The 23789-nt window shown below is 62.3% G+C and carries 21 protein-coding genes and 1 tRNA gene; 7 read left to right on the top strand and 15 right to left on the bottom strand.

Going from position 1 to position 23789, the window contains the following annotated elements; translation table 11 throughout:
• Positions 1–49: 49 nt before the first annotated feature.
• The 3 genes from JSO19_RS11300 to JSO19_RS11290 are packed head-to-tail and all read right to left on the bottom strand — an operon-like array spanning position 50 to position 3876.
• Complete coding sequence (locus JSO19_RS11300) at positions 50–1264, bottom strand: acyl-CoA dehydrogenase family protein (RefSeq protein ID WP_270911776.1); 1215 nt, start codon at positions 1262–1264, stop codon at positions 50–52.
• Between the two features lie 21 nt (positions 1265–1285).
• Positions 1286–2869, bottom strand: coding sequence for an ATP-binding cassette domain-containing protein (locus JSO19_RS11295; protein WP_270912140.1), 1584 nt, complete (start codon positions 2867–2869; stop codon positions 1286–1288).
• Positions 2869–3876, bottom strand: a complete 1008-nt coding sequence (locus JSO19_RS11290) for an ABC transporter substrate-binding protein (RefSeq protein WP_270911775.1) — start codon at positions 3874–3876, stop codon at positions 2869–2871. The genes JSO19_RS11295 and JSO19_RS11290 overlap by 1 nt, the downstream gene beginning before the upstream one ends.
• Before the next feature lie 116 nt (positions 3877–3992).
• Between JSO19_RS11290 and JSO19_RS11285 the strand changes: the two genes are divergently transcribed.
• Complete coding sequence (locus tag JSO19_RS11285; RefSeq protein WP_270911774.1) at positions 3993–4733, top strand: Crp/Fnr family transcriptional regulator; 741 nt, start codon at positions 3993–3995, stop codon at positions 4731–4733.
• A gap of 9 nt (positions 4734–4742) precedes the next feature.
• Here the strand turns inward: JSO19_RS11285 and JSO19_RS11280 are convergent, their stop codons facing one another.
• Entirely contained in the window at positions 4743–5075 is a 333-nt protein-coding gene (locus tag JSO19_RS11280) for a hypothetical protein (RefSeq protein ID WP_270911773.1), read from the bottom strand.
• A 167-nt stretch (positions 5076–5242) separates the two neighbouring features.
• Between JSO19_RS11280 and JSO19_RS11275 the strand changes: the two genes are divergently transcribed.
• The gene (locus JSO19_RS11275; RefSeq protein ID WP_270911772.1) at positions 5243–5728 is read left to right on the top strand and encodes a hypothetical protein; all 486 of its coding nucleotides are present in this window, start codon (positions 5243–5245) and stop codon (positions 5726–5728) included.
• 58 nt (positions 5729–5786) lie between these two features.
• Here the strand turns inward: JSO19_RS11275 and JSO19_RS11270 are convergent, their stop codons facing one another.
• Positions 5787–5915: a hypothetical protein gene (locus JSO19_RS11270; RefSeq protein ID WP_270911771.1), complete on the bottom strand. Its 129-nt coding sequence runs from the start codon at positions 5913–5915 to the stop codon at positions 5787–5789.
• A gap of 5 nt (positions 5916–5920) precedes the next feature.
• Positions 5921–6946: an alpha/beta hydrolase family protein gene (locus JSO19_RS11265; RefSeq protein ID WP_270911770.1), complete on the bottom strand. Its 1026-nt coding sequence runs from the start codon at positions 6944–6946 to the stop codon at positions 5921–5923.
• Positions 6947–6976: 30 nt separating this feature from the next.
• On the opposite strand from JSO19_RS11265, the gene JSO19_RS13140 reads away from it, so the two are divergent.
• Positions 6977–7567 (top strand): GNAT family N-acetyltransferase, encoded by a 591-nt coding sequence (locus JSO19_RS13140; RefSeq protein ID WP_442915689.1) that lies wholly within the window; start codon positions 6977–6979, stop codon positions 7565–7567.
• Positions 7564–8364 (top strand): PaaX family transcriptional regulator, encoded by an 801-nt coding sequence (locus JSO19_RS11260; RefSeq protein WP_270911769.1) that lies wholly within the window; start codon positions 7564–7566, stop codon positions 8362–8364. Before JSO19_RS13140 ends, JSO19_RS11260 begins: the two co-directional genes overlap by 4 nt.
• Before the next feature lie 360 nt (positions 8365–8724).
• On the opposite strand, the gene JSO19_RS11255 is transcribed toward JSO19_RS11260, so the two are convergent.
• The 4 genes from JSO19_RS11255 to JSO19_RS11240 form a co-directional block, all read right to left on the bottom strand.
• Positions 8725–8796: transfer RNA gene (locus JSO19_RS11255), tRNA-Gln, on the bottom strand.
• A 115-nt stretch (positions 8797–8911) separates the two neighbouring features.
• A complete protein-coding gene (locus JSO19_RS11250) occupies positions 8912–9880 on the bottom strand; it encodes a Ppx/GppA phosphatase family protein (RefSeq protein WP_270911768.1) in 969 nt (322 codons plus the stop codon).
• Entirely contained in the window at positions 9880–10593 is a 714-nt protein-coding gene (deoC, locus tag JSO19_RS11245) for a deoxyribose-phosphate aldolase (protein ID WP_270911767.1), read from the bottom strand. The genes JSO19_RS11250 and deoC overlap by 1 nt, the downstream gene beginning before the upstream one ends.
• A 16-nt stretch (positions 10594–10609) precedes the next feature.
• Positions 10610–13162 carry a DEAD/DEAH box helicase gene (locus tag JSO19_RS11240; RefSeq protein ID WP_270911766.1) on the bottom strand — a complete coding sequence of 851 codons (2553 nt, stop codon included), beginning with the start codon at positions 13160–13162 and terminating at the stop codon, positions 10610–10612.
• Positions 13163–13221: 59 nt separating this feature from the next.
• Here JSO19_RS11240 and JSO19_RS11235 point away from each other — a divergent pair, with 59 nt between their 5' ends.
• Positions 13222–15000: a cation:proton antiporter gene (locus JSO19_RS11235; protein WP_270911765.1), complete on the top strand. Its 1779-nt coding sequence runs from the start codon at positions 13222–13224 to the stop codon at positions 14998–15000.
• Between the two features lie 22 nt (positions 15001–15022).
• Here the strand turns inward: JSO19_RS11235 and JSO19_RS11230 are convergent, their stop codons facing one another.
• From JSO19_RS11230 to JSO19_RS11220, 3 genes are read right to left on the bottom strand one after another with little or no spacing between them, the layout of a single operon-like run.
• On the bottom strand, positions 15023–15604 hold the full coding sequence (locus JSO19_RS11230; protein ID WP_270911764.1) for an isochorismatase family protein: 582 nt from the start codon (positions 15602–15604) through the stop codon (positions 15023–15025).
• A 38-nt stretch (positions 15605–15642) separates the two neighbouring features.
• On the bottom strand, positions 15643–16878 hold the full coding sequence (locus JSO19_RS11225) for a pyridoxal phosphate-dependent aminotransferase (protein WP_270911763.1): 1236 nt from the start codon (positions 16876–16878) through the stop codon (positions 15643–15645).
• Between the two features lie 9 nt (positions 16879–16887).
• Positions 16888–20505, bottom strand: a complete 3618-nt coding sequence (locus JSO19_RS11220; RefSeq protein WP_270911762.1) for a TM0106 family RecB-like putative nuclease — start codon at positions 20503–20505, stop codon at positions 16888–16890.
• Positions 20506–20630: 125 nt separating this feature from the next.
• On the opposite strand from JSO19_RS11220, the gene JSO19_RS11215 reads away from it, so the two are divergent.
• Both JSO19_RS11215 and JSO19_RS11210 read left to right on the top strand, forming a co-directional pair.
• Positions 20631–20861, top strand: coding sequence for a hypothetical protein (locus JSO19_RS11215; protein ID WP_270911761.1), 231 nt, complete (start codon positions 20631–20633; stop codon positions 20859–20861).
• A gap of 2 nt (positions 20862–20863) precedes the next feature.
• Positions 20864–21718, top strand: a complete 855-nt coding sequence (locus tag JSO19_RS11210) for an enoyl-CoA hydratase/isomerase family protein (protein WP_270911760.1) — start codon at positions 20864–20866, stop codon at positions 21716–21718.
• Positions 21719–21855: 137 nt separating this feature from the next.
• On the opposite strand, the gene JSO19_RS11205 is transcribed toward JSO19_RS11210, so the two are convergent.
• Together JSO19_RS11205 and JSO19_RS11200 are read right to left on the bottom strand one after the other, a co-directional pair.
• The gene (locus JSO19_RS11205; protein WP_270911759.1) at positions 21856–23385 is read right to left on the bottom strand and encodes an aminotransferase class I/II-fold pyridoxal phosphate-dependent enzyme; all 1530 of its coding nucleotides are present in this window, start codon (positions 23383–23385) and stop codon (positions 21856–21858) included.
• Positions 23386–23402: 17 nt separating this feature from the next.
• Positions 23403–23783, bottom strand: a complete 381-nt coding sequence (locus JSO19_RS11200; protein WP_270911758.1) for a hypothetical protein — start codon at positions 23781–23783, stop codon at positions 23403–23405.
• Positions 23784–23789 lie beyond the last annotated feature (6 nt).

Raw genomic sequence — 23789 nt, 5'->3', positions numbered from 1 at the left:
CGAAAGCGCGCCAGGAACACCCCCTCGCTCACCGGCGCAGAGCCACGCATCAGCGCCCCGCAACCCCTGGCGCGAGAGGCCCGACGGCCGCCGCAACGTCGCCGTCGCCCGGCCCCACAAGCCCCTTCGCACCGAGGTCGAAGCCCATTGCTGGCGCAAGCGCCGCGTGACGAGCAGCCATGTGAGTGTCACGCCAGAGCCTGCCCACCGCATCGCCCTCGAGACACGCCCTCGACCCCGCGATGAGGCTCACTTCGTGGGCCGCCTGAGCGATGTCTTCGGTGACGCGGCTCAGCATCATGCGAGCGCCCGTGAGCTGCGTGGCAGGCAGCGGGGAGCCGTCACTCACGGTCGCGTCGAGACCGTCGGCGACCGAGCAGAGTACCGCTTTCGCCGCCTCGACCCGCGAGACGGCATCTCCGATCGCGAGTGAGACACCGGGCTTATCGAGACCACGGCCCGGCATGCCGGCCGCTCGCTGACGCTCAGAGCTCACCTTGATCGAACCGACGAGTTCACGGGTCATCGCCTCTGCTGCGCCGACCATCACGGCCGAAAGCCCGAGTGCGGTGCGCAGGCGGCTTGGCACGCGTAGCCCGAAGGGCGCGTCTGGGGCGTCGGCAAAGAGCACGCTTGCCGGCAGCAGGTGGCTGTCGGGCACCGCGAGTTCACTCGCGGTCAGCGTGTGGCTGCCGGTCGCGCGGAGCCCAAGGGCGTTCCACGAGCCGCCGAGCTGAAGCTCATCACGCCGAACCGCGATGAACGCCGGGCCGAACTCGGGGTGCGCAATGTTCAGCAGCGCCCACTCGGCGAGATCGCTGTTTGAGGCGTACCGCCAGGTGCCCGTCACCAGGTGGGTATTCGCATCGCTCTCACTGCGCCGCGCACTCGTTTCACCGCTCGAAAACACGCCGCACCACTGCACGTCAGGGTCTTCAGGAAGCGTAAACCCGCTCAGCGCCGCGAAGCTCTGCGCCAGCAGACTGTTGGTCTGCGATACGACCGCGTTCCATGCCGCGGCGGGGTGCAGACTCGCAAGCCCCATTCCAAATCGCACGAGCCCTGAGGCCCCCATCTCGGCTCGTTCCGAGAGCCGATAGCCGCCCGCAGCCCGCACGATGTCGAGCGTTTGCTCGCCAATCGCTCCGGTTGCGTCAGATCTCGCCGCGTCTTCCCGCAGCGCTTCCTCGTGCGGGGCGAGCGCGGTAACAACCGCCTCGGCCTTCTCGATGCTCAGCCGCAACGCTTCTTCTCGATGTGTCATGTTCGATCTTCCTCTCAAACCTTATGCCTTCAGTGTGTGATGTTCAGTGACGCCCGCCGCGATGTTCTCGTCGAGCAGTTCAGCGAGCAAGCGACTCCGCGGCTCGGCCATGGCCGGGTCTTCGAGCGCTCGCTCCCGACCAAACGGGGTCAGGTCGACTCGCGCGGCCACGCTCGCCACCGGCGATCCACCGAGAACGATGGCTTGGTCTGCCAAGAGCAGCGCGTCTTCGACGTCGTGCGTCACAAAGATGATGGTTTTGCCGCTCAGCCGGCGCATGCGCTCGATGTCTTCGATGAGGGCGACGCGCCTGCGCACGTCGAGGCCCGCGAATGGTTCGTCGAGCAGCAAGAGGCTGGCGTCACGCAGAAATCCGCGGGCGAGCGCTCCACGACGACGCATTCCGCCAGAGAGTTCGTGGGGCATGCGCGAGCAGGCGTCGCCGAGCCCGAGCTGCGCGAGTTGATCGCATGCCCGATCGAGCGAAACCCCAGCGCACAGCGCCACGTTTTCACCGAGGCTGCGCCACGGCAACAACCGGTCGTCCTGAAACACGTACGAGCAGCGCAGCCCCTCACTTCGCTCGATTGCGCCCTCGAACGGCTCGGCAATGCCGCCCAGCACGTGCAAGAGCGACGATTTTCCGATGCCAGAGGGCCCCAAAATCGCGGTGACGCTGCCCGGTGCGGCGGCGAAGCTGATCTCCTGCGCAATTCGTTCGCCATCATGGCCGAGTGCGATGCCTTCGCAGCGGATCGCCCCCTCCCGCTCGCCCCCAGCCGCAGCCGGGCTCTCGCCCCTACCCACGCCCGCGGCGCTTCGCTTGCTCGGCCGCGGTGCGCACCACCTCGCGATGACGCGCAGCAGTGCTTCGACGAGTACCCACACGAGCACGAGCAGTATCGTGATCGCGATCACGCGGCTCGTTTGCATGTGCGCCTTCGCGATCACGAGCTGTTCGCCGAGGCCGCGCGAGGCGGTGAGAAACTCTCCCATGACCGTGAGCTTCCATCCGAGTCCAGCCATCGAGACGAGCGCGGCGTGGGCAGGCCCGACAAGCGGCGGAACCGTCACGTGGCGCAGCCGCTCACCCCGGCCCAGCTCGTAGGCGTCGGCGAGCTCTTCGTATCGCGGATCACGCTCGCGAAGCGCGTTGCGGAGCGCCGCCGCGAGAATCGGCGTCGTCGTGACGACGATGAGAAAGGCGGTGGGCCCCGCTCCCAGGCCGAACCAGATCATCGCGAGCCCCATCCACGCGACCGTCGGCACGGCGTTCAGCAGCGCGAACAGCGGCGCGAGCGCTGCGTTCGCGCTCGCGTTGAGCCCAGAAACGAGACCGAGCAGCGCGCCGAGCACGGCAGCGTTGGTGAGCCCAATGACGTACGTCGAGAGCGATTCGCCGAGCGCGAGGTACGTTGCCGGCTCTGAGACGAGCGCGGCAAACGCCCGAAGGGTCGTGCCGAGTCCCGGCAGAATGATCTCTGGCAGGCTGCGCGCGGCGAGCGCCCACGCTCCCGCGAGAAGCACGATACCGCTCAGCGACCACGCGAACGACGCGGCAGAGGGCCTGAGCCCGCCCGCCGCGTCGCCGGTTGCACGCTTCATCACTGCAGGTAGAAGCTCGCCTCGGGCATTGCCCCGCCGACGCTCTCTGGCCAGGTCTCGAAGAGCTGGGTGAAGTAGAGCTCAACCGCGGGCTTCGCCTCTGCTGCGCCCTGCGCCTCCCACGAGATCTTCGGAATCGACGCGGCAACGATGGGAGCCGGCATGCCAAGCTTCTCGTTCGCGAGCTGCCCAGCCTCGTCTGGATGTTCGGCGACCCACTCGGCGGCCTCGGCGTATGCCTCACGGAACGCCTTGGCGGTTTCGGCGTGCTCGCCCGCGAAGGTCCCGTTCACGAACGTTCCCGCTGTTGGCAGCGGCAGCGCCGAGTCGGTGAGCTCGCGCCATTCTGCTTCGAAGTCGACGACGCTGCGCGCTCCCTCGCTGTTGGCAAGCAGCATCGTCACCTGCGGCTCGACCGTCACGAGCGTCGAAATCTGGCCAGCGAGAAACTGCTCGGGGCCGTTCAGCGGATCAACGTATTCGATCGTCACGTCGTCGGTGAGATCGTGGGCCGCGAGCACGAGCTGCATCGTGTAGTCGACCGCTGAAGCCCGCATTGCAACGTAGATCGTCTGGCCCGCAAGGTCGTCGATCGTCTCAATAACGTCGTCGTTCGTGACGAGCCCCATGACCGCCCAAGCGCTCACGTTCAGCAGCTGCAGGTCTGCTCCGCCCTGCGCGAGGGTTGCGCCCGTCGTGAGCGGTGCGGCAACGAACTCGGTGCCTCCGGTGACGGCGGCGGTCAGCTGGTCGGCGCTCTCCCACCGCTCAAACACGATGTCGGTCTCGCCGAGCGCGTCAGTCTCGATCATGCGCAAGATGGGTAGGCTGGGTGGCGAGGCTGGGCCGCTGACGTGCACCTCGGCTGGGGCTTCGATCTCGGCCGCCGGCTCTTTCGGCGCTTTGGGCTCTTCGCTCTGGGTGCTGCACCCGGTGAGCAGGAGCGTGCCAACGATGCCGAGCGCCGAGAGGCTCAACGATATGTTCTTTGTTGCGGGACTCTTCACGAGTTACCTTTCACTGTCACTTTTCATCTGCTGTAACTTAGGCTTGGCTAAGTTTGTACACTTAGTGTGACAGTGAGCAACGGGCAACTTCGTTGCCACGGCAACGGGAAGGAACAATGCGCGCAGCCCCCTTACAGTTCTGGCCCCCAACGGGCGGCCGTCAGGCGCAGGCAGGAAGCGCTGGCGCAAGCCTGCTCTTTGCCGGCCTCAGCGAAGAACAGTTCACCTGCGCGACCTCGTGCCTCGGCATTCAGGCCTTCTCGTTCGAGAAAGATGAGCAGGTACTGGCCTGCCAGGGAGCACGACCCCACTACGGAGTGCTCGTGAGCGGAACCGGCTTTGACGTCAGGCAGCACACCAACGGCGATCAAACCCTGGTCGACGTCATCGAACCGGGCGACCTCTTTGGCGAGGGGTGGCAGCCGAGGGCCTGGGCCGCGACCGAGGTACCGCGAGAGCGCGCCGTGATCGGCGCGACCGCGGGAACCGTGCTGTTGCTCGACCCCGCGAGGCTCTCAGACCCGACGGTCGCATGCCCTGCAAAAGCCATCGTGCACACGAACCTGCTCAACTCGGTGCTGCACAAGCAGGAGCGACTACGCACCAAGCTCGAGATCCTGCGGCACCGTTCGCTGAGGGGGCGGATCGCGAACTACCTGCTCGTTGAGTCGCAGCGGCGAGGCAAGAGCCAGTTCACAATCCCGCTCTCACGGGGCGAACTCGCACAGTACCTGCACGCCGACCGAGCCGCCGTGTCACGCGAGCTCGCCCGCATGAAACACGACGGCATGATCGACTACCACCGCAACGCCTTCGCCCTGCGCGACGAGCAGGCGGTCACGACGGCCTCTGAGTAACCCACCTGGCTACTGTACTGGCGCGAAGCTCAGCAGCAAAAGGCTCTCGGCATCGGCCTCGACGCTGTGCAACGCGTCGGGCACGACGAAGTAATCACCGGCGGTCAGTGCGTGCGTTACCTCGGTTGCGGCCTCGATAAAGCGCACCGATCCGCTCATGACGATCAATCGAGCCTCGCCAGGGTTGCCGTGTTCGGGCAACTCGCCGCCCGGCAAGAGCACGATCGCGACCTGTCGCAAACGGCCTTCTCCCTTGAGTACGCGAGAGGCGCGTAAGGCCCCGTCGGCAACGGCCTCGGCTCGCAGTTCGTCGGTGAGCGTGGTGAGTGAAATCTCGGTCATGGCGCCTTTCTGAAGCTCTTCGGGCGATGGCGACTGCCAGGGCCCAGCTCTTTATTGTCACCCGCGGGGACAGCGGCCGCCGTTGCCCCGATCACGCGAGAGTTTTTTGTTCGTGTCATCATCGCGGCCCACCGCTACACTCAAAACAGCACCAGAGAAAGGCTCCCATGCAACGATTCGTGACCGTGGCCGCAGCTCTGCTCTATGCGGCGCTCGTTTTCAGTTGCATCTTTCTCCTGTCAAGTGGCGGCAGCGAAGGCGCACCGGTCATACGAAAGCTCGTGTTACCACTCTCGATGCTCGTTTTCGCCGCGGCAAACCACGTCGCCATCGCAAAGCGCACCCCAAACGGAGCTTGGCTCGTATCGCGAACCGCGATCACCGTCATCGCGGTGTTGGGGCTCATCACCTGCTTCTTTCTCGGCTCGTGGATCTGGATGATGCTCGGCAGCTTCTTTAACCCGACCTCGCTTGGAGGCACGGTGAAGCTCTGGATGATGCTGTTGCTACCCCTCGTCTACCCCGCCGCTGCCATCTACCGCTCACCGCGACCCGCCCACGGCCTGAAGGTAGCGACCCTGCTCGTTTTCGTCTGGCTTCCCGCGATCGCGATCGCCGGCGTCGTTTCGTTGCACGCGTTTGCGGCTGCCTGAGGTCTCAGGCCAGCTATTGATCAGGTAAAAATTCGACTATTGCCTCAAGCTGGGTGGATCAGGAATCAAGCCTTCTGCGCACGACAAGGAAGGTGACGACTGTAGCGACAACGCCTGTCAGGGCCAAGAGCACGAGCGTGCCAACGGGAAGCGCCCCACCTACCGACTCGCTCAGCTGCCCCGCCAACAGCGTTAGTGTTGTGCAAGGCGGGATAAGAACGATCCGTAATCGTCAATAACTTCAGGCGCCAGCAGTGCTCGAGGCCAGAAAACGCCTGTGACGAGGCCGATGAAACCATTGTCTTCAACAACGGTTCGGGCCAAGGAGTGAGCACCATTTGCCTGGCTCACAGTGAGCGAAGAACCAAATATTGACCGGTAGACCTGTTCTGTCTCTGAGACATCCACGTTACGATCTTGCGTGCCGACCATGAGGTGCCACGGTATCGAACGATCAGCAGCATCAACGAGGTCGTCAGTTGCGTCAGATTCGAAGTTTTGAAGCACGAACCCCCAACGGGCTTCTTCCATGGGCTCGGCACCATCATCGACTATGAGGTACTCATCGTATGTGGCTTGACGTTCGAGCAGATCGAGAGTTTGGTCGCTCTCACGAATGGCCCGTTCTCGCTCTTCGGCGGTCGCGCCCTCGTGATCCAACTCAGCTAAAAGGTTAAACCGCCCTTGGCGAAGCCAGTTAATTGCGGTGCCGACAGCGACCACACCGTCAATATCGTTTCGTTCTGCGACCACTTTGGGCAGCACCCACCCTGCCTGGCTCGCTCCCCAGAGCACAATCATTTCTGACGGCACATCATTGTGCGCCTTGGCCCAGTCGATCACCGCTGAAACTTCCTCCGCTCGATCGCTCATCGATTGAGAAAGCCAGTCACCCTCTGAACCATCGATGCCGGGCTTGCTCCAAGAAAGCGTGGCGAATCCTGCATCAGCCGCACCCTCGAACCATGGCGAGTAGAGGCCGCCTTGGGTCGCCTCTACTGGTCCATCACCATGAACCATAACGACTAATCCCCGGGCTGCCTCGTCACGCGGCAATGTCAACACCCCGTTGAGAGCGCCGTCGGGCCCAGAGATTGTCACTGCTCTTTGCGTAAAGCGGAAACTATTACCGATCAGCGCAGCGGCCATGAGGATCGCCGCGACCACAACAAGGCTGAGCAGAGGAACCAGAACATAACTAAGTTTCTTTTTCGTCACGATCGTATTCTATACGATATATTTATTGGTATGGGAAGTGTAAACATTCATGACGGCTTCACTGAGGCAGAGCGAGGCAGCGTCAGCACGCTGTATTGGGAGGCTTTTGGGCGCAAGCTTCGACCCGCATTTGTTGACGAAGCAACCGGGCTTGAAACGCTACGAACCGCACTTCGCGCGACTCGCACGCTTGTCGCTCGTGAAAAAGGTCACGTTTTGGGCATCTGTGGCTTTCATCAAGGCCGAACCGGTGTTGCCGATCTCGGCTGGGCCAGCCTCAGGCAGTCACTCTCAATCGTTGCTGCGCTTCGCGCAAGCTTCGTACTGTCGCTTCTCGCGCACAGAGAAGACCCTGATGCACTCGTGCTCGACGGTATCTGTGTTGACCAAGCGGCTCGTGGACGAGGAATCGGCTCCTCTCTTCTCGAAGCGGCCGCGAACAAAGCTCGACAAACAGGTGCGAAAACTGTCAAGCTTTCGGTCATCGACAAAAATTCTCGAGCTCGTGCTCTGTATGAGCGTCATGGGTTCAAACCAACAGGCCACGAAACCCTAGGGCCGCTCGCATCCTTATACGGGTTCAACGGCTACACCAGAATGGAACTCAACGTTAGATCATGAGACGACAGATCGCACCACGCACCATCGTTGAGGCCTTCCTTCCTTTTACAGGCGCAGCGCCGCTAGCAGATATCTATGAGGCGGCAAACCTTGTCGGCCTGAGCGATCAACCGGTACGACTAGCGATGCGCCGCTTAATCGCTAACGGCGATATTGAGCAGGTTGGCCGAGGTCGGGCAGGAACCCTCACCCTTACGAACATCGGCAGGAGCAGACTAGAACGAGATCGCTTGAGCCTTACCCTGGCTTCTGCCCAAGACAAAGGCGATGCACCATGGGACGAGCACTGGCGGCTCATCGCCGTGAGCGTTCCAGAGCGCGAACGCTCAACCCGCGACATGCTGCGACGCGAGCTGCTCGGGCTTGGGGCTGTCGCTATTTCAGCAGGCCTCTACGCAAGCCCTCACGACCTCGAGAATGAGTTACCGGAGGGCACGAGGCCCTACCTTTCGACAGCGACGACTCAGGACCTCAATGTCAAAGGGATCAGCGCTCCCCTCGAAATTGCCGAAACACTATGGCCAAGCCAGCCGACTCTCGAGGCTTACTCGACACTCGATAACGCAACTCGGCAAGCTGCTTCAGATGCAGACACCCCGCCACTTGTTCGCTTACTCCTGCTTGCAGACGCTCTCGAAGAGGCCATTCGGGACGATCCACTGCTCCCGCTCGAGCTACGCACATCACCGTGGCCACCAAGCCAATCACGATCGATGTGGGCCGAACAGTGGCGTTCCATATCGGCCCAAATTCAGAACCCCTTATATCGAGACTGGGCGCACCTCGCTGCGTCGTAGATAACCCCTGCGGTTGCCTCAGGACATTTTGAGCAGCTCTCAAGCAATGAGCATGTCAGTCTTTTGGGGATCGACAGGCTATAGCCCAGACAGTTCAAGAACGAAATGATCTTGAGCTGATCGCCGGCACTGCTACCGCGTTGACCTTTGTCTTTGCAGCGATCGATCGACCCCCATGAGCCTGATCAGTCATTCTTAGATGTAAGGGGTTTGCCCCAGCTACTCTTGCTTCTCGGCCTCGGCGGCTTAGGCGGCGGATCGCAACCAGCCGCTACCCCCGAGCCTTGATCGCGGCGCTCAGGCTGCCCGATAGAAGCAAAAATGCCCTCGATTTTCTCAGAAAATCAAGGGCATCAATCGCTGGGATACCAGGACTCGAACCTAGAATGACGGTACCAGAAACCGTTGTGTTGCCAATTACACCATATCCCAATGGCGATCTCGCGAGGCGAAATCTTTACTGCTCCGAGGAGCACCAAGAAATAATATTAGCGCAACGCCCCAGCGAACGCAAAACGCGTTCGGCCCTCGGCGATTCGCGGCTTGATCAGGGCTGCATCGAGCTTTGCAACGGCGGCTCTGCCCCGGTCGAATCGAGCGAGTCGATGTACCGCAGCACGATGCCCTCGCGCAGCGCCCAGGGCGAAATCGTGAGCGTGGGCACCTTGAACACCTTCATGGCCGAGCGCAGCACGACCGCGCCAGCCATGATCTGGTAGGCACGCTCAGGCGTGATGCCGGGTAAAAACTTGCGCACGTCAGAGGGCATGCGAGCCATGACCGGCTCCCACTCCCTGAGGCCCGCGTAGTGCAGCGGCGCGAGATCGCCCGTGTCTGGGTCTGGCGGGCCGCCAATGAGCCTGGCAAGCGAGCGAATCGTCTTCGAGGTACCGACCACCCGCTTCGGTTTCGGACGCTCGGCAAAGGTGGTGTCGCGCACCTCGGTGAATACCTGGGTCGCGTGCTCCCGAAGATCGAGAATCGCTTCCTGCGGCGGCGGGTCTTCGATGAGGTAATTAATGGTGCTGCGCCCTGCGCCGAGCGGCAGTGAGACCTGCACGTCGGGGTACTCGTCAGCACCCTGGGCGATTTCGAACGATCCGCCGCCAATGTCAAAGAGCAGAATCTCGCCTGCAGACCAGCCGAGCCAGCGGCGCACCGCGAGCATCGTGATGCGAGCCTCGTCTTCGCCCGAGAGTACCTGGGGCCGAAGTCCCGTCTCGCGTTCGACACGGGCGAGTACTTCTTCGCCGTTCGCGGCCTCGCGAATGGCGCTCGTGACGGTCACGATGAGATCGTCGACCTGAATCTGTTCGACCTGCGCGACGGCCTCGCGCAGCGACGTGAGAATGAGCGCGACGCCCTCTTCGGTGATCGACTCGTCGGGCGCGAGGTAACGCATGAGCCGCAACACCGAGCGCTGCGAGTGATACGGAACCGGGCTCGAGCCTGGTCTCGCGTCGACGACGAGCAGGTGTACGGTGTTTGATCCGACGTCAATGATGCCGAGGCGCATCAGTAGCTCCCGCCACTCGATTCGGCGGGGCTTTCGCCTCGCAGCTCGGCGATAATCGACGCGGTTCCCGAAACGCCAAAGCGGGTCGCTCCCGCCTGCCACAGCGCCTCAACCTCGCTCGCCGTGCGCACCCCGCCCGAGGCCTTCACCCCGACCGTGTCGCCGACTGCACCGCTCATGAGCGAAACGGCGTGCACGCTCGCGCCGCCAGCCTTGCTGAAGCCGGTTGAGGTTTTCACGAAGTCTGCCCCACCGCGCGCTGCCGCGAGCGATGCGCCAACGATCTCGTCGTCGGCAAGTTCTGCCGTCTCGAGAATCACCTTGAGCACCTTGCCACCGCAGGCTTCTCGAACCATGCGCACCTCGGCCTCAACGGCTGCGTAGTCGCGCACGTGCACGAGGCCCTGGTTCACGACCATGTCGATCTCGTCGGCGCCGTCGCGCACGGCACGCGTCGTCTCGGCAGCTTTGATCTCGGCGTGGTGGGCTCCCGAAGGAAAGCCGATCACCGTCACGATCTCGAGGCCGTGTTTATCGACGGGCAGGAGCGAGGGGCTCACGCAAACGCGCTTCACGCCGAGTTCCCTCGCCTCGGCCAGAAAACGGTCGAGCTCGGGCATCGTGGTCCCGCCAGCGAGCAGCGTATGGTCGGCAATCTCAGCAAAGCGTTCGGCGTCGAGCGGTTGCTTGGGGGTAGCTTCGGCGTTCGTCATGGCTCTAAGGATACTGTCAAATTTCGCCAACACGCTGCACGCGAATCACGGCCTCGCCCTGCTCTTCTGACTCACGCAGGTCGACCTCGCCCATGATCGCCCAGTCGTGATTTTGTTCTGGGTCGCTGAGCACCTGCCGAAACTGCCAGGTGCCCTCTGCGGCCCGCGAGGTGTCGATCACGCAGTACTTTGGCGAGCGCGCTTCACCGTCGACCGAAATCGATTCGTAGTCGTTATAGTAACGCTCGAGTGCTTCGTCCCACTGCTGCTCTGAGAATCCGTGCGGGCCGTCGAGCTGGCCGAGTTCGCGAACCCGGTCGAAGGCCGCGTGCTGCACCCGCATGAAGAGGGCGTTGCGCACCATCATGGTAAATGCCCTCGTGTTGTGCACGATGCTTCGCACTGGCGGCGCAAGCGATTCGACGTCGCCCACCGAGTCGGCGGCTTCGAGCACTGCCTCGGGGTTTTGCAGCCGCTCCCACTCGTCGATGAGGCTCGAGTCGACCTGCCGCACGAGCTCGCCGAGCCAGTCGATGAGGTCGTCGAGCTCTTCGGTTTTCTTCTCATCGGGCACGGTCTGGCTGAGCGCGCGAAACGCGTCGCTGAGGTACCGGAGCACCCCGCCCTCGGCCCGCCCGAGCCCGTAGGCCGAGACCATATCGCGAAACCCGAAGGCCCGTTCAATCATGTCTCGCACGACCGATTTTGGCCGGAGCTCATAGTCCCTCGCCCACGGCACCTCGGCGGCATACTCCTCAAACGCCGCGGTCAGCAGCTCTTCGAGTGGCTTCGGGTAGGTAATCTCTTCGAGCTTCTCCATGCGCTCGTCGTACTCGATGCCCTCGGCTTTCATCTCGGCGACCGCTTCGCCGCGAGCGCGGTGCTCTTGCTCACGCAAGATTTGCCGCGGATCCTCGAGCGTCGCCTCAATCATCGAGATGACATCGAGCGCATAATCTGGGGCGGCCTCGTCGAGCAGTTCGATCGCGGCGAGCGCGAACGGCGAGAGTGGCTGGTTCAAGGCGAAGCCGTCTTGTAGTTCGACCGTGAGTCGCAGGAGCTTCTGCCCGCCGGGGCCCTGCTCGAGCGTCACCACGCCGCCCTGTCTCAGCGTGCGCAAGATCTGCAGCGCGGTTCTCGCGTGAGCGAACTGCTTAGCCTTCGGCTCGTGGCTGCCAAAAATGAGGGTCTGCATCGTCTCGAGCGCCTCGCCCTCGCGCTGCTCTTCACGCCCAATGATGGCGAGCACCATGGAGTGGCTCACCCGCATGCGACTCACGAGCGCTTCGGGTTCTTTGGCAACGAGGCGTTCCATACTCGCTTCGTTCCACGTCACGAAGCCCTGCGGTGCCGACTTCTTCGCGGGCTTCTTCGCGGCCTTGCCGCCCTTCGCCGCTTTCGCCTCGGCCTTGGCAACGGCCTTCGCGTTCTCGACCTCGTGCTCTGGCGCGAGAATGATCACGTCGCCCTCGGTGTCGAAGCCCGCCCGACCCGCGCGGCCCGCGATCTGATGAAACTCGCGGGCCGAGAGCAGCCGCATCTTCACCCCATCGAACTTCGTAAGCGCGGTAAACATGACCGAGCGAATCGGAACGTTGATGCCAACCCCGAGAGTGTCGGTGCCACAAATGACCCTGAGCAAGCCTTTCTGCGCGAGCGTCTCGACGAGCCTTCGGTACTTGGGCAGCATGCCGGCGTGGTGCACGCCAATACCGCCCCTGATGAGTCGCGAGAGCGTCTGGCCGAAGCCCGCAGAAAAGCGGAACGCGCCCAAGTGCTCGGCAATCTCGTCGCGTTCTTCTCGGGTGACGAGCTTCATGCTCGCGAGCGCCTGAGCCGTCTCGACGGCTTGAGCCTGCGCGAAGTGCACGATGTACACGGGCGTCTCACGATCGCCGAGCACCTTCTCGACCGACTCGTGAATGCTGCTCGTCTCGTAGCGAAAGCTGAGCGGCACGGGACGCACGGCGCTCGTAACGTGCGCCGTCTCCCGCCCCGTACGCTCGCTGAGGTCTTCTTGAAGGTCGGTCATGTCGCCGAGCGTCGCCGACATGAGCAAGAATTGGGCGTTCGGCATGATGAGCAGCGGCACCTGCCAGGCCCAGCCGCGGTCAGGCTCTGCGTAAAAGTGAAACTCGTCCATCACCACCTGGGTGATACCCCAAGCATCGGCGTCGCGCAGGGCGATATTCGCAAGAATCTCAGCGGTGCAGCAGATGATGGGAGCGTCGGCGTTGATCGCCCCGTCACCGGTGATCATGCCCACCTTGTCGGGGCCGAATGTCGCAACAAGCTCGAAGAACTTCTCACTCACGAGCGCCTTAATGGGAGCCGTGTACACGGTACGCCTGCCCTCGGCGAGGGCGATCACGTGGGCCGCGAGGGCGACGAGCGATTTGCCGGTTCCCGTGGGCGTCGCGAGAATCACGTTGTTGCCCACCGCAAGCTCAAGTGCGGCCTCTTCTTGCGCCGGGTACAGATCGATTCCGCGAGTCTCACGAACCCACTCCGAGAACACTCCAATAACGTCGTCTGCGAGCTGCGGGTCGTCCCAGTTGAAAGGTTTCACCTCTTAACTCTGGCATATTCATCCGGGTACAAGGCGTGAGCGCCCCGTAAACTACTGTCATGGAGATACTGCTCATCGTCGTCGGGGGCCTCGTGCTGCTGACCGCGACCTCAATGCTCGCGAGCCGAATCGGTATCGTAGCCCCGCTTCTGCTGCTCCTCATCGGCATTGGCATCGGCTACATTCCCGGCGTACCACCGACGATTCTCAATCCAGAGATCATTCTCATTGGCGTTCTCCCGCCCCTGCTTTACGGCGCCGCGGTCAACCTTCCGGTGATCGACCTGCGCCGCAACCGAAAACCTATTTTCTGGTTGTCATTCGTGCTCGTCGTGGTGACGGCGCTCATCATCGGTTTCCTCTTGCACTGGATCGTTCCCGCGATTCCGCTGCCCGCCGCTATCGCGCTCGGCGCAGTCGTCGCCCCGCCAGACGCGGTTGCGGCAACCTCGGTTGGTAAGCGTGTCGGCATGCCAGCCCGCCTCGTTACCATTCTCGAGGGTGAGAGTCTCTTGAACGACGCGACGTCGCTCGTGCTCTTGCGCACCGCGATCGCCGCTATGGCCGGCTCATTCTTCTTCTGGGACGCGGTGGGCAGCTTTGTCTATGCGGTTGCCGTCGCGACCGCCGTCGGCTTTGTCGTTGGCGCGGCCACGGTGTGGATCCGCTCGCACCTCTCGAACCCGGTTCACGACACGATGATCTCGTTTATTGTGCCGTTCATCGCTTTTATTCCGGCTGAAGAGCTCGGGGCGTCTGGCGTTCTCGCGGTGGTTATCGCTGGTCTCTACACCGGGCACCATGCCCCGCAACACTTCTCGGCAACCTCGCGCATTAACGAACGCATGAACTGGCGCACCGTGAAGTTCGTGCTCGAAAACGGCGTCTTTCTCATCATGGGGCTCGAGACCCACGCCCTCATCGACGAGGTGCAAGACGAGAGCTTCCCCATTCATCACGTCGCCTTGCTCGCACTCTTGGTCTTCGTCGTGCTCGTCGTCATTCGCATGATCGCAATGTTTCCCGTCGTGTGGCAGGTGCGCAAAAGCACCGAGCGCTACGAGGCGATGCAAGAGCGCATTATGCGAGCCAAACGCTCACATAAAGATCGATACGAGAACGGCGACGAGGCCGAGCCCAGCACGAAAGAAATGCAGTATGCCTCTTGGCTCGCCCGTGCGAGCCGCAGGGTCGAAGCCGATGTGAACTATGCGCGCGAGGAGGGCCTAGACTGGCGCGGTAGTGTTTTGCTCGGATGGAGCGGGATGCGTGGCGTCGTGACGCTCGCTGCGGCGCAGACCATTCCAGAAAACGTGCCGTTTAGGGCCCACATCATTCTCATCGCCTTCGGCGCTGCGACGCTCTCGCTCCTGGTGCATGGTTTCACGCTGCCGCCACTCGTGCGTGCACTGAAACCGGCCGACCCGGCTTCTGACGGGCACCTCGAAGAGCTGCATACGCTGCACGAAGAGTTGCTCATTGCGGCCGAGCACGCGATCGATCAGGCGGTGACCGAGGCCAACGTCGGCGGTGACAGCAACGGCAACGGAGACCTCAGCGAGTCGGTCATCAAACAGGCAAAGGTTGCCTCGGCAGCGGCAATCGCGCCGCTCCTACTCGCGACCTCGCTCGACGGCGGATCGCGCGAGCCGGGCGCATTGACGGGTCAAACCGAGACCGACAAGCTCGTCGAGCTCACCCTGCTCGGTATCGAGGCGAGCCGCGAAGAGCTACTCGAGCTGCGAACGATCGGCATGTACAGCTCACCGGCTCTGCAGCTCGCGTCTCGGTCGATCGATATCTTCGAGCTGCGGTATGCCCCGCCGAAAAAGGGCTAATGGGACATACCGCAGCGCCCCACTAGGCGGCTTCGATGGTGCAGCCGCGCTCAGCGAGTTCTTTGAGGGCCGCGACCGAGGGTTCCGGGGCGACGCCTGCGATCAGGCCGGTGAGCACACGCACGTTAAATGATGCCTCTCGTGCGTGGAGCGCGCTCGCGCGAACGCAGTGATCGGTGGCGATACCGACGACGTCGAGGTCGGTGATGCCTGCCTCTTGAAGCACGTCGACCAGGTTGCGACCGTCGGTGGTCTCGCCTTCAAACGCGGAGTAAGCAGGAATGCCCATGCCTTTTCGCACGTGCACATCGATGCGTTCGAGATCGAGCGCTTTGTGGTATTCGGCGCCCTCGGTTCCCTGCACGCAGTGGTCGGGCCAGGTGTCGACAAAGTCTGGAGCCTCGCCTGGCGCCGCGAAGTGGCCACCGTTGTCGTCGTTTGCGTGGTGCCAGTCGCGTGAGGCGACGACGAGGTCGTAGCGCACGGTTTCGTCGGCGAGGTGCTGGGCGATGCCGTGTGCGACCTCGTGGCCGCCCTCGACACCGAGGGCGCCGCCCTCGGTAAAGTCATTTTGCACATCAACGATGAGCAGTGCCCGCTTCATGGTTCTCCTTCGTCTTGAGTTTCGTGAGGATGATTGGGCTAGCGCGCAACCTTTTCTTGAAAAGCAATGATGCGTGCGAGGGCTTCTTCCACTGCGGGAACTCCCGCTGCGAATGACAGTCGCACAGTGCGGTTGCCAGCATCGGGGTCAAAGTCAACGCCGGGAACGATCGCGACATCGGCCTCGTCGAGCAATCGTTTGGCGTAGGTGACCGAGTCGCCACACCATTCGAGTTGTGGGCCAAGGTCGGCGTAGTAGTAGAACGCTCCGTCGGCGGGCGACGAGGCGCCCCAGCCGAGGCTCGCTTCGGCCTCAAGAATGAGTTCACGCGAGCGCGCGAAGCCGGCGACAACCGCTTCACGTTCGGCGTAGGTTTCTTCGCTAAACGCATCGAGCGCAAACTCCTGCGCCGGCGACGGTGCGCTCAGGGCGAAGTTGCTTGCCAGCGCTTCGAAGGGCGCGACGAGGTATTCGGGCAGGATCGCCCAGCCGAGACGCCAGCCTGTCATGCCCCAGTACTTCGAGAAGGAGTTGATGACGAGCGATTCGTCGCCAAACTGCATGGCAGAGGTGCCGCGGGGGTCAGTCGCACCCGCTTGTGGGTAGGTGATGCCGTGGTAAATCTCGTCGCTCACGAAGAGTGTCGAGTTTCGCACGCACCAGCTGTGCAGTGCACGCAGCTCGTCGCGGGTCAGCATGCTGCCGGTGGGGTTCGCGGGTGAAGCAACGATGAGCCCGGCAAGCGGGCCGCCGTCGCGGGCTGCCGCGTCGAGCATTGCCGGCGTTGGCTGGTACCGGGATTCGAGGGTTGTCGGCAGTTCAACGACCTCGATGCCGAGGGCCGTCAGAATGTTTCGGTACGCCGGGTAGCCGGGGCTTGCGAGTGCTACTCGATCTCCGGGGTTGAACGCCGCGAGAAACCCGAGTTGAAAGGCCCCTGACGAACCGGTCGTAATGGCGATGCGAGCCGGGTCGACCTTTGCACCGTACCAGCGGTCGTAGTGCCCAGCGATCGCTTCGCGGAGCTCGATCGTGCCGAGCGGGCTCGTGTACCCTGCCGCCGTGATGTTGTTGGGCGCGGGTCTCGCGCTGGGCTCGCCTGCGCACAATGAGACGACGTCTCGGCCAGCGGCGCGAGCTTCGGCAATTTCGCCGGTAATGCGCATCACTTCGAACGCGGGAATATGTGAGCGCTCGGCAGCTTGCAAGCCGTGGCTTTCGAGGCGTTTGAGTCCTGGTGGCGGCGTCTTCATTGGGCCTTGTACATGAACCATGATTCTAGGCTACCCCGTCACGCCTGCTTCGGGGGCGAGGTGCGCTCGTTCGATGAGCGAGAGGTAGCCAGAGAGCGCTGTCACCTCGGCAACCGTAGCGGGGAGTCCTACCCCGCTGAGGCTTGGTGACGAGACGAGGTGTGCCGCCCACTGGGCTCGACTAATCGCAACGTTAAGCCTGTTGCGCATGAGCAAGAAGTCGAGCCCTCGAGGCACGTCGTAGGGGCTCGACGCAGCGAGCGTCACGATCGCGAGGGCCGCTTCCTGCCCCTGAAACTTGTCGACGGTGCCGGCACGAATGGCACCGAGCCCCGCCCGCTCAAGCTCCTGGGTGACGCACTCTACCTGAGCGTTATAGGCAGCGACGACAATAATGTCGGTCTGCGTGATGGCTCGAGGCTCTGCGCCGGCATACCGTAGCGTGCCCGTAACCATGGTGGCTGCGAGCGCCGCAACGGCCCTGGCCTCTTCTGGCGAGAAGGTCGCGTTGCCGCGGTGAGGAACCGGGTGCCAGGTGAGACCCGCTGGGCCAACGCCCTCGAGTTCACGGTCGAGCGTGCTCTCGTGTGCATGCAGCTTGCCCTCGTATGACAGCGCTGAGTCAACACTGGCGAGTTCCGGCCGCATACGACGCGTTACCTCAAGAAAGTAGCCGAGTGATTCAGGAAGCGTGTCGTGGTCGCCGATGAGCCACCCGAGCGCCGAGCTATCAACTGGCTCGGGATGACTGCCCTGAGATACCTGCGGAAGCTGGCTCGGGTCGCCCAGCAACAACAGGTTTGCTGCCGCTTGAGATGCCGCGATCGTTGGGGCAAGGGAGAATTGGCCGGCTTCATCAATAACGAGCAAGTCAAGGGATCCCGGTTCGATGCGCCCCTCATGGCTCATGTCCCATGCAGTGCCGCCGATAACCACTCCCCGACCCGCGTCGCGCGCCTCGGACAGAAAGGCGGCATGGCCGTTGCTTCGCAACACGCGCCATTCTGGCGCCTCTGCGTCATCGTTCACACGACCGCCCTGGGGAACTTTGGCCACGAGGTCGCTGTCAAGACCAGCCGAGATAATGCCGTCGAGCACATTCTCGACAACCTTGTGCGATTGGGCGACGATACCGATGCGCCACCCGTCTTGCTCGACCAACTGTTTGATGACTCTCGAGGCCAGGTATGTTTTTCCCGTCCCGGGAGGCCCCTGCACCGCGAGATACGAATGGTCGAGCGAGCGAAGCGAGGCCACCACGGCGCCAATCGTCGCCGCCTCTGGGTCTCCTCCTGCGGTACGAAGCGCGAGCGGGTCATCGGTCGCAACCGGGCCGGGCCGGTCAAGAAATCTCGGAGGGGCAAGCCGCAGCATGTCAAACACCGGGTCAGAAACAGATTCTCCCTGCTCTGTTGCCGCGGCGATCGCACTGCCCCACGTCTCGATCGCTGTTTTCTGCGCTCCCGCGCGAGGCGGTGGGCCCGGGGTGAGCGCGATGGGCAGTTCGTGCCACTCGGCTGCGTCGTCTGGCAGGGTCTCTTGCACGACCACACGTTCGCCATCGCGCTCAAGAACCGTCACCTGTCGAGCCCCTCGCTCGGTGAGCGGTGCCCCCGGACGTGCAAACGGGGCGGGCGCGGCATAGACTGCAAAAACGCTTTGCCCCTCTTTCAAGCTACTGCCGGGGGCAAGCACACCGCCAAGCATGATGACGCGCCGCTGCTTTCTCGCCCGTGGTGGAGTGTGCCATGTCTCGAGTACCCGATGTTTACCGGGCTCGGCCACAAACACGTCACGGGTGTCGGCCCAGTCTTCGATGGGGTCGACGAGCCGCGCGAAGTGAGCCCACCAGAATGATTTCTGTTCACGCTGGTGATAGTCAATGGCGCTAGCTGCGAGACGTAAGGCGCGCGCTTCGCGGGGTTCCTGCTCGGCTGCGGCTAAGGCGAGGAGTCGCTGGCCGAGCTTACTCACCTCTGATTCAGGTGCGTCACGTTCGACCGAGGGCTCAGAAACGGGCGCTGCCGCGACACCGTACTCGGTGGCGATGCCGCGCAGCCAGTCACGAAGCCTCAGCGTTGAGACGCAGTCGTAGCGGTTGTAATCGGCAATCCCATCGAGCATGCGCTGTGCTTCATCACGCTCGTGGTGTTCAGAAGATCTGCTCATACGACGGGCCTCAGCGTACTCGGTCACCGATTGTGCGCCGTCAGTCACCCCGTCAGTGTCTCGCAGTTCGTCGCCCATATAGAGCGGCTCGAGCTTTTTAATCGAGTACGAGCGGCTCCCGACAGTAAGCGCCTCGCGCACAATCGGGTACAGGTCAACAAGCACTCCGTCTCTCAAAAGCACGTCGACATCGGCCTCGCGAACGCCGTGCCTCGCGGCAATGCTGAGCAAGTGGCTTCGCTCATACGGAGCGTAGTGGTACACGTGCATATCAGGGTGAGCAGCCCGACGCGCTGCAACCAAATCGAGGAACGATTCAAGTGCGACACGTTCCTCATCGTGCGTGTGAGCCCAGAGCGCTGTGAAGTGCTCATCAGGGTCGATCATGCCGAAGAGGTAGTCAAGCCCCCACCGCGGTGTTCCGTCGGGTAGGCGTTCCTGGTACATCGGGTCGCCCTCAAAATCAAAGAACAGGTCTCCCTCGCTTGGCTCAGGAATCGCACTGAGTGCGGCAGCCTCACGCACTGTCACCGAAGGGGTCTCGCCGCTTTCGCTTGCCACCTGTGCCGCCGCCTGTGCCCGGAGCCGTTCAAGCACGGCAGAACCGAGCCCGGGCACTTCGGCCCCTGAGGTAAGGCGTGCAAGCGCATCAATGGTTTCAACGCCGCCATCAATGAGTCTTTGACGCTGCCCCTGACGCATACCTGCAACGAGCAGGGGGTCGCGAGTGCGCTCGATCTCGGGCTGACACACCTCGCATTTTCCGCAAGAGAACACGTCAGGATCGCCCCACTCGGTAATGGCTTCGCCGCGGGCCCAGGTACGCAGCACAATCTCCATCAGCCTGGCCCGTCTTGACCGATACACCGGGGCAAGCTCGCTCAAACGATGCTCACTCTGCGAGCCGTCACCGAGAAGTAGAGCGGCGTGTGACGTAGTGCGTGACCCTACCCGCTCGATTTGCTCTCCGTAGGCCGCGATCTGGAGAAGAGCCGGCACCCGCGCGGTTCTCGCAAGTTTGGTGTCCTGTACCTGCCACGCGGGTTGTCCAGTATCGTCGACCGTTCGTTTCAAGAAATCGGCAAAGCCAATAAAACCAATCGTGGGCTCAGCCGCGCTTGTCGCAGGCCGCAGCACCGGATCAAAGAATGTCGCTTGAAAGATGACCGCAGCATCACTGTGCAGAGCAGCCGTTGTTTCAGCCGCACGTTGCTCGATGCCGGCACGGGTGAACGGCTCTGGTCGAGCAATCTCTTGCACACCCTCAGGGCCAAACTCATCTCGATATCGCACGAGCTGCCGCTCTTCATGTTCATCACCGAGCTTCGATGCACGGTCGAGCATGGCGTCTTCAAGACGAGGTACCGCAACGTCACGGCCGAGCATCTGATCAAAACGCCTCAGGAAAGCAAACTCACAGCTGCCGGCCTGCGTGATATCACTCGCACTGACGATGATGTCGCCTTCCAACAGAAACATACGTCTTCCTCCGTCAGTTCTCGGTGGGTGAGAACACCAGAGTAGCCTGGGCCACCGACACGCCGCTTCTCACGATAGACTGGCCAGGTATTGTCATCAATTCCGTTTGTACCTAAGGAGCATTCGTGAAGATTCGCACTCGCATCGCCGCAGCGGTTACCGCCGTCGTTGCAACCCTTTTCGTGGCGACTCCAGCACTCGCAGCTGAGCCGCAGACACACGTTGGCACGGCGCAGTACTCAACCGCCGGCACTCCAGTCGACATCGTCGCGATCGCGATCGTGATGTTTGTTCTGCTCATCGTCGTCATCGGCGCTTCACAGCTTGTAGGAAACCTCTTCGAGAAAAAGGATTAACCATGTCACTGCCCTCATCGATCGCCTCGTCACTGTCGACTTCTGCGTTCGAGACACTTCGTCTAAACATTGCCGATGAGATTCTCACCGTCACCATTGCACGCCCAAAGGCACTCAACGCCCTCTCGCAGCAAGTGATCAGCGAACTCACGCAGGTCACTGAACAGCTCAGCCGGCTCGGCGAGGTTGACGATGAGGGCAAGGCCGACTGGTCTATCCGTGGGGTCATTCTCACAGGCGACGGCGAAAAGTCGTTTGTCGCCGGTGGGGACATCTCTGAGATGAGCACCATGACTCCCGATGATGTGCGTGCCTACGCGGGCCGTGCGCAAACGTTCACTGCACACCTCGAAGCTCTTCCCGTTCCCGTGATTGCCGCGGTAAACGGTTTTGCCCTCGGCGGCGGCTGCGAAATTGCACTCGCCTGCGACATGATTTTTGCCTCAGAACGAGCTCTCTTCGGACAGCCTGAAGTCGCACTGGGTCTCATCCCAGGTTTCGGCGGCACCGTGCGTCTGCAGAAGGCGGTTGGTCCGCAAATCGCGAAGGACCTTATCTTGAGTGCACGCCACATCACGGCGCAGGAAGCACGCGAATACGGGCTTGCCGCGAGGGTCTACGGCTCGCAGGAAGAGCTCCTCTCGGGTGCAACCGAATACCTTGAGCTCGTAAAAAAGCAGTCACCCGTTGCCGTTGCCGCTGCTAAGCGCTCGGTCAACGCGACCGCTCATCTCTCGACCCTCGACGGTCTGCAGGTGGAGCTTGATTTCTTTGCTGACTGCTTCAGCACTGACGATATGCGTGAGGGCACCTCAGCATTTGTCGAGAAGCGAAAGCCATCGTTCAGCGGCCGTTAGTCTGAGAGGCCGCTGTGGCACAACACAGCGCGCTACAAGAATGCCCGCCCCACACGGTTCGTGGGGCGGGCATTCTTGTATGCATGCAGCGCTTCAGGCGGTTCTCAACACCGTCTGAAGCGCGCGAACACCTGCGATTAGCCGTACATGCGGCGCACCCGGAAGCGAGTGACGAAGGGATCGACAGCACCGCGCACATACCCGGTCGGTGAGGTCGCGACAGCCTGCAAGAACGCGACGGTCTCGGCTGTGATCTCTTCGCCGGGAATGAGGTTGGGAATGCCTGGAGGATATGCCGCGAGCGAGTCGCACGAGATACGTCCGACGGCTTCATCGGCTGAAACGATCTCTGACTCACCAAAGTATGCATCGCGAGGGAGCGTGCGGAGGTCACCCGGTTCGGGCAGCGGTGGGAACGAGAGTGTGGCCGGGGGAAGCGTCTGGGCTTCGTCGGCAACCGCCTGCAGCGAAGCCATGATGTCGGCGACGGGATGCAGGTGCCCTGCCCCGAGTACCGCGACGATTGTCGTTGCTGTCGCCATCTCGAAGTAAACGCTGTGCTCTTCGATGAGCCGGTCTCGCACCCAGTGCCCTGACTGACCGAGCTTCGAGACATCGATTGCTACGCGCAACAGGTCGTTGTCGACAATGTCGCCAAACCCAGAGAACCCGGTATCAATGAGCGAGAAGCGACCGTCGGCCTCGACAAGCTCGCGAAACTCGCGCGCGAGTTCGATCGACTGGCCAATGAGTTCGGTCTCAGCAACCATCGACTGACGAGCAATATCGAGCGAGCCCATAAGCAGGGCACTCGCCGAGGTCGACGCTGTCATGTTCACGCCGCGCTGAATGAGGGTTTCAAGTTCGTCAGCGAATGGGCCATACCCAAGGTGCAGCATCGCCGACTGTGTGAACGAACCAGCGAGCTTGTGGGTGCTCGAGATCACGAGGTCTGCACCGAGGCGTACTGGTGACTCGGGTAGGTCTTCGTGAAAACCAAAGTGAGCGCCCCAGGCACCGTCAACGATGAGGGCAGCTTCGTAGCGATGGCATACCTCGGCAATGCGGTTCACATCTGAGACAGAGCCAAAGTAGCTCGGGCTCACAATGTACACAGCCGCGATGGGGCGGTCTTCTTCAACCGCGCTCTGCAGCGCCGCCGCAATTTCGCTGGGGGTCACGCCGTGCGAGATACCGTGTTCTTCGTCGATGCTCGGGGTGATAAACCGAGGGATGAGACCGGTGAGCAAGATCCCGTCGCTAAAGCTCGAGTGCGAGTTACGCTGCACGAGCACGCGCTCACCAAGCCCGCGCGCCGCGACCGCTGCGGTGCGGTTGGCCTGCGAGGCTCCGTTCGTCATGAACCAGGTGCGCTTTGCACCCCATGCTTCAGCCGCAAGTTGCTGGGCCTCTTGCATGGGCGAGTCTGGACCGAGGTCGATCCCGTTCAGCATGAGCGGCAAATCGAGTTCAACGGCCTTCTCTCCGAAGAAAGAGGCGAGCCTCGCACCCATATCGTCACCGCGACCGGAGTGCCCCGGAACCATGATTTGCGTTGGCTTCTTCGCAACGTGTCGTTGCAGCGCTTCGGCATACGGAGCTCTGCTCTGAGCCTCGTTCGCCTTTGCGTCTTGAAGGGTTGGAATATGTGGAATTGACGTGGTCATACGCCAATCTTACGGCCCTATTCTTTCGTGCATGTCAGCGATTGCCCAGCTTCGATTCCGAGCCCTTCACGCACCTTGGTTGTCGCCTCAGTAACCGCTTCAACGCCCTGCCACTCATAATCGACGATCTTCGCAGCTGGCAGTTCTGCAACCTCAAGGGCTTGCTCTGCGTCGTCGCGTAACGTCTCGACCATTGCTTGCACAGGCTCGCGGGTGGCCCCGGGCATGACGCCCCGCTGATCGGCAAGTTCGTCGGCCGCACGCTTGCTCGTTTTCGCAAGTTCTTCGAGCGACGTCGAGAGGAGCTCTTCGCGCAGCTCGAGGTCAGTAGGCTGCAGCACCAGCGCACTGCGCATGTCATCAACCAGGCCGTCGACTTCGTCCCATGCTTCGTTCACCGGGCA

The organism is Leucobacter sp. UCMA 4100, from assembly GCF_027853335.1.
Taxonomy (GTDB): Bacteria; Actinomycetota; Actinomycetes; order Actinomycetales; family Microbacteriaceae; genus Leucobacter_A.
Note: the sequence above shows the minus strand (reverse complement) of the source record. Positions and strands in the feature narration are given on the sequence as shown.

What these genes read in the sequence shown, in the direction of transcription:
- JSO19_RS11300 (WP_270911776.1), bottom strand. Translation starts at nt 1,264, where the DNA reads ATGACACATCGAGAAGAAGCGTTGCGGCTGAGCATCGAGAAGGCCGAG.
- JSO19_RS11295 (WP_270912140.1), bottom strand. Translation starts at nt 2,869, where the DNA reads ATGAAGCGTGCAACCGGCGACGCGGCGGGCGGGCTCAGGCCCTCTGCC.
- JSO19_RS11285 (WP_270911774.1), top strand. Translation starts at nt 3,993, where the DNA reads ATGCGCGCAGCCCCCTTACAGTTCTGGCCCCCAACGGGCGGCCGTCAG.
- JSO19_RS11280 (WP_270911773.1), bottom strand. Translation starts at nt 5,075, where the DNA reads ATGACCGAGATTTCACTCACCACGCTCACCGACGAACTGCGAGCCGAG.
- JSO19_RS11275 (WP_270911772.1), top strand. Translation starts at nt 5,243, where the DNA reads ATGCAACGATTCGTGACCGTGGCCGCAGCTCTGCTCTATGCGGCGCTC.
- JSO19_RS13140 (WP_442915689.1), top strand. Translation starts at nt 6,977, where the DNA reads ATGGGAAGTGTAAACATTCATGACGGCTTCACTGAGGCAGAGCGAGGC.
- JSO19_RS11260 (WP_270911769.1), top strand. Translation starts at nt 7,564, where the DNA reads ATGAGACGACAGATCGCACCACGCACCATCGTTGAGGCCTTCCTTCCT.
- JSO19_RS11250 (WP_270911768.1), bottom strand. Translation starts at nt 9,880, where the DNA reads ATGCGCCTCGGCATCATTGACGTCGGATCAAACACCGTACACCTGCTC.
- deoC (WP_270911767.1), bottom strand. Translation starts at nt 10,593, where the DNA reads ATGACGAACGCCGAAGCTACCCCCAAGCAACCGCTCGACGCCGAACGC.
- JSO19_RS11235 (WP_270911765.1), top strand. Translation starts at nt 13,222, where the DNA reads ATGGAGATACTGCTCATCGTCGTCGGGGGCCTCGTGCTGCTGACCGCG.
- JSO19_RS11230 (WP_270911764.1), bottom strand. Translation starts at nt 15,604, where the DNA reads ATGAAGCGGGCACTGCTCATCGTTGATGTGCAAAATGACTTTACCGAG.
- JSO19_RS11225 (WP_270911763.1), bottom strand. Translation starts at nt 16,878, where the DNA reads ATGGTTCATGTACAAGGCCCAATGAAGACGCCGCCACCAGGACTCAAA.
- JSO19_RS11220 (WP_270911762.1), bottom strand. Translation starts at nt 20,505, where the DNA reads ATGTTTCTGTTGGAAGGCGACATCATCGTCAGTGCGAGTGATATCACG.
- JSO19_RS11210 (WP_270911760.1), top strand. Translation starts at nt 20,864, where the DNA reads ATGTCACTGCCCTCATCGATCGCCTCGTCACTGTCGACTTCTGCGTTC.
- JSO19_RS11205 (WP_270911759.1), bottom strand. Translation starts at nt 23,385, where the DNA reads ATGACCACGTCAATTCCACATATTCCAACCCTTCAAGACGCAAAGGCG.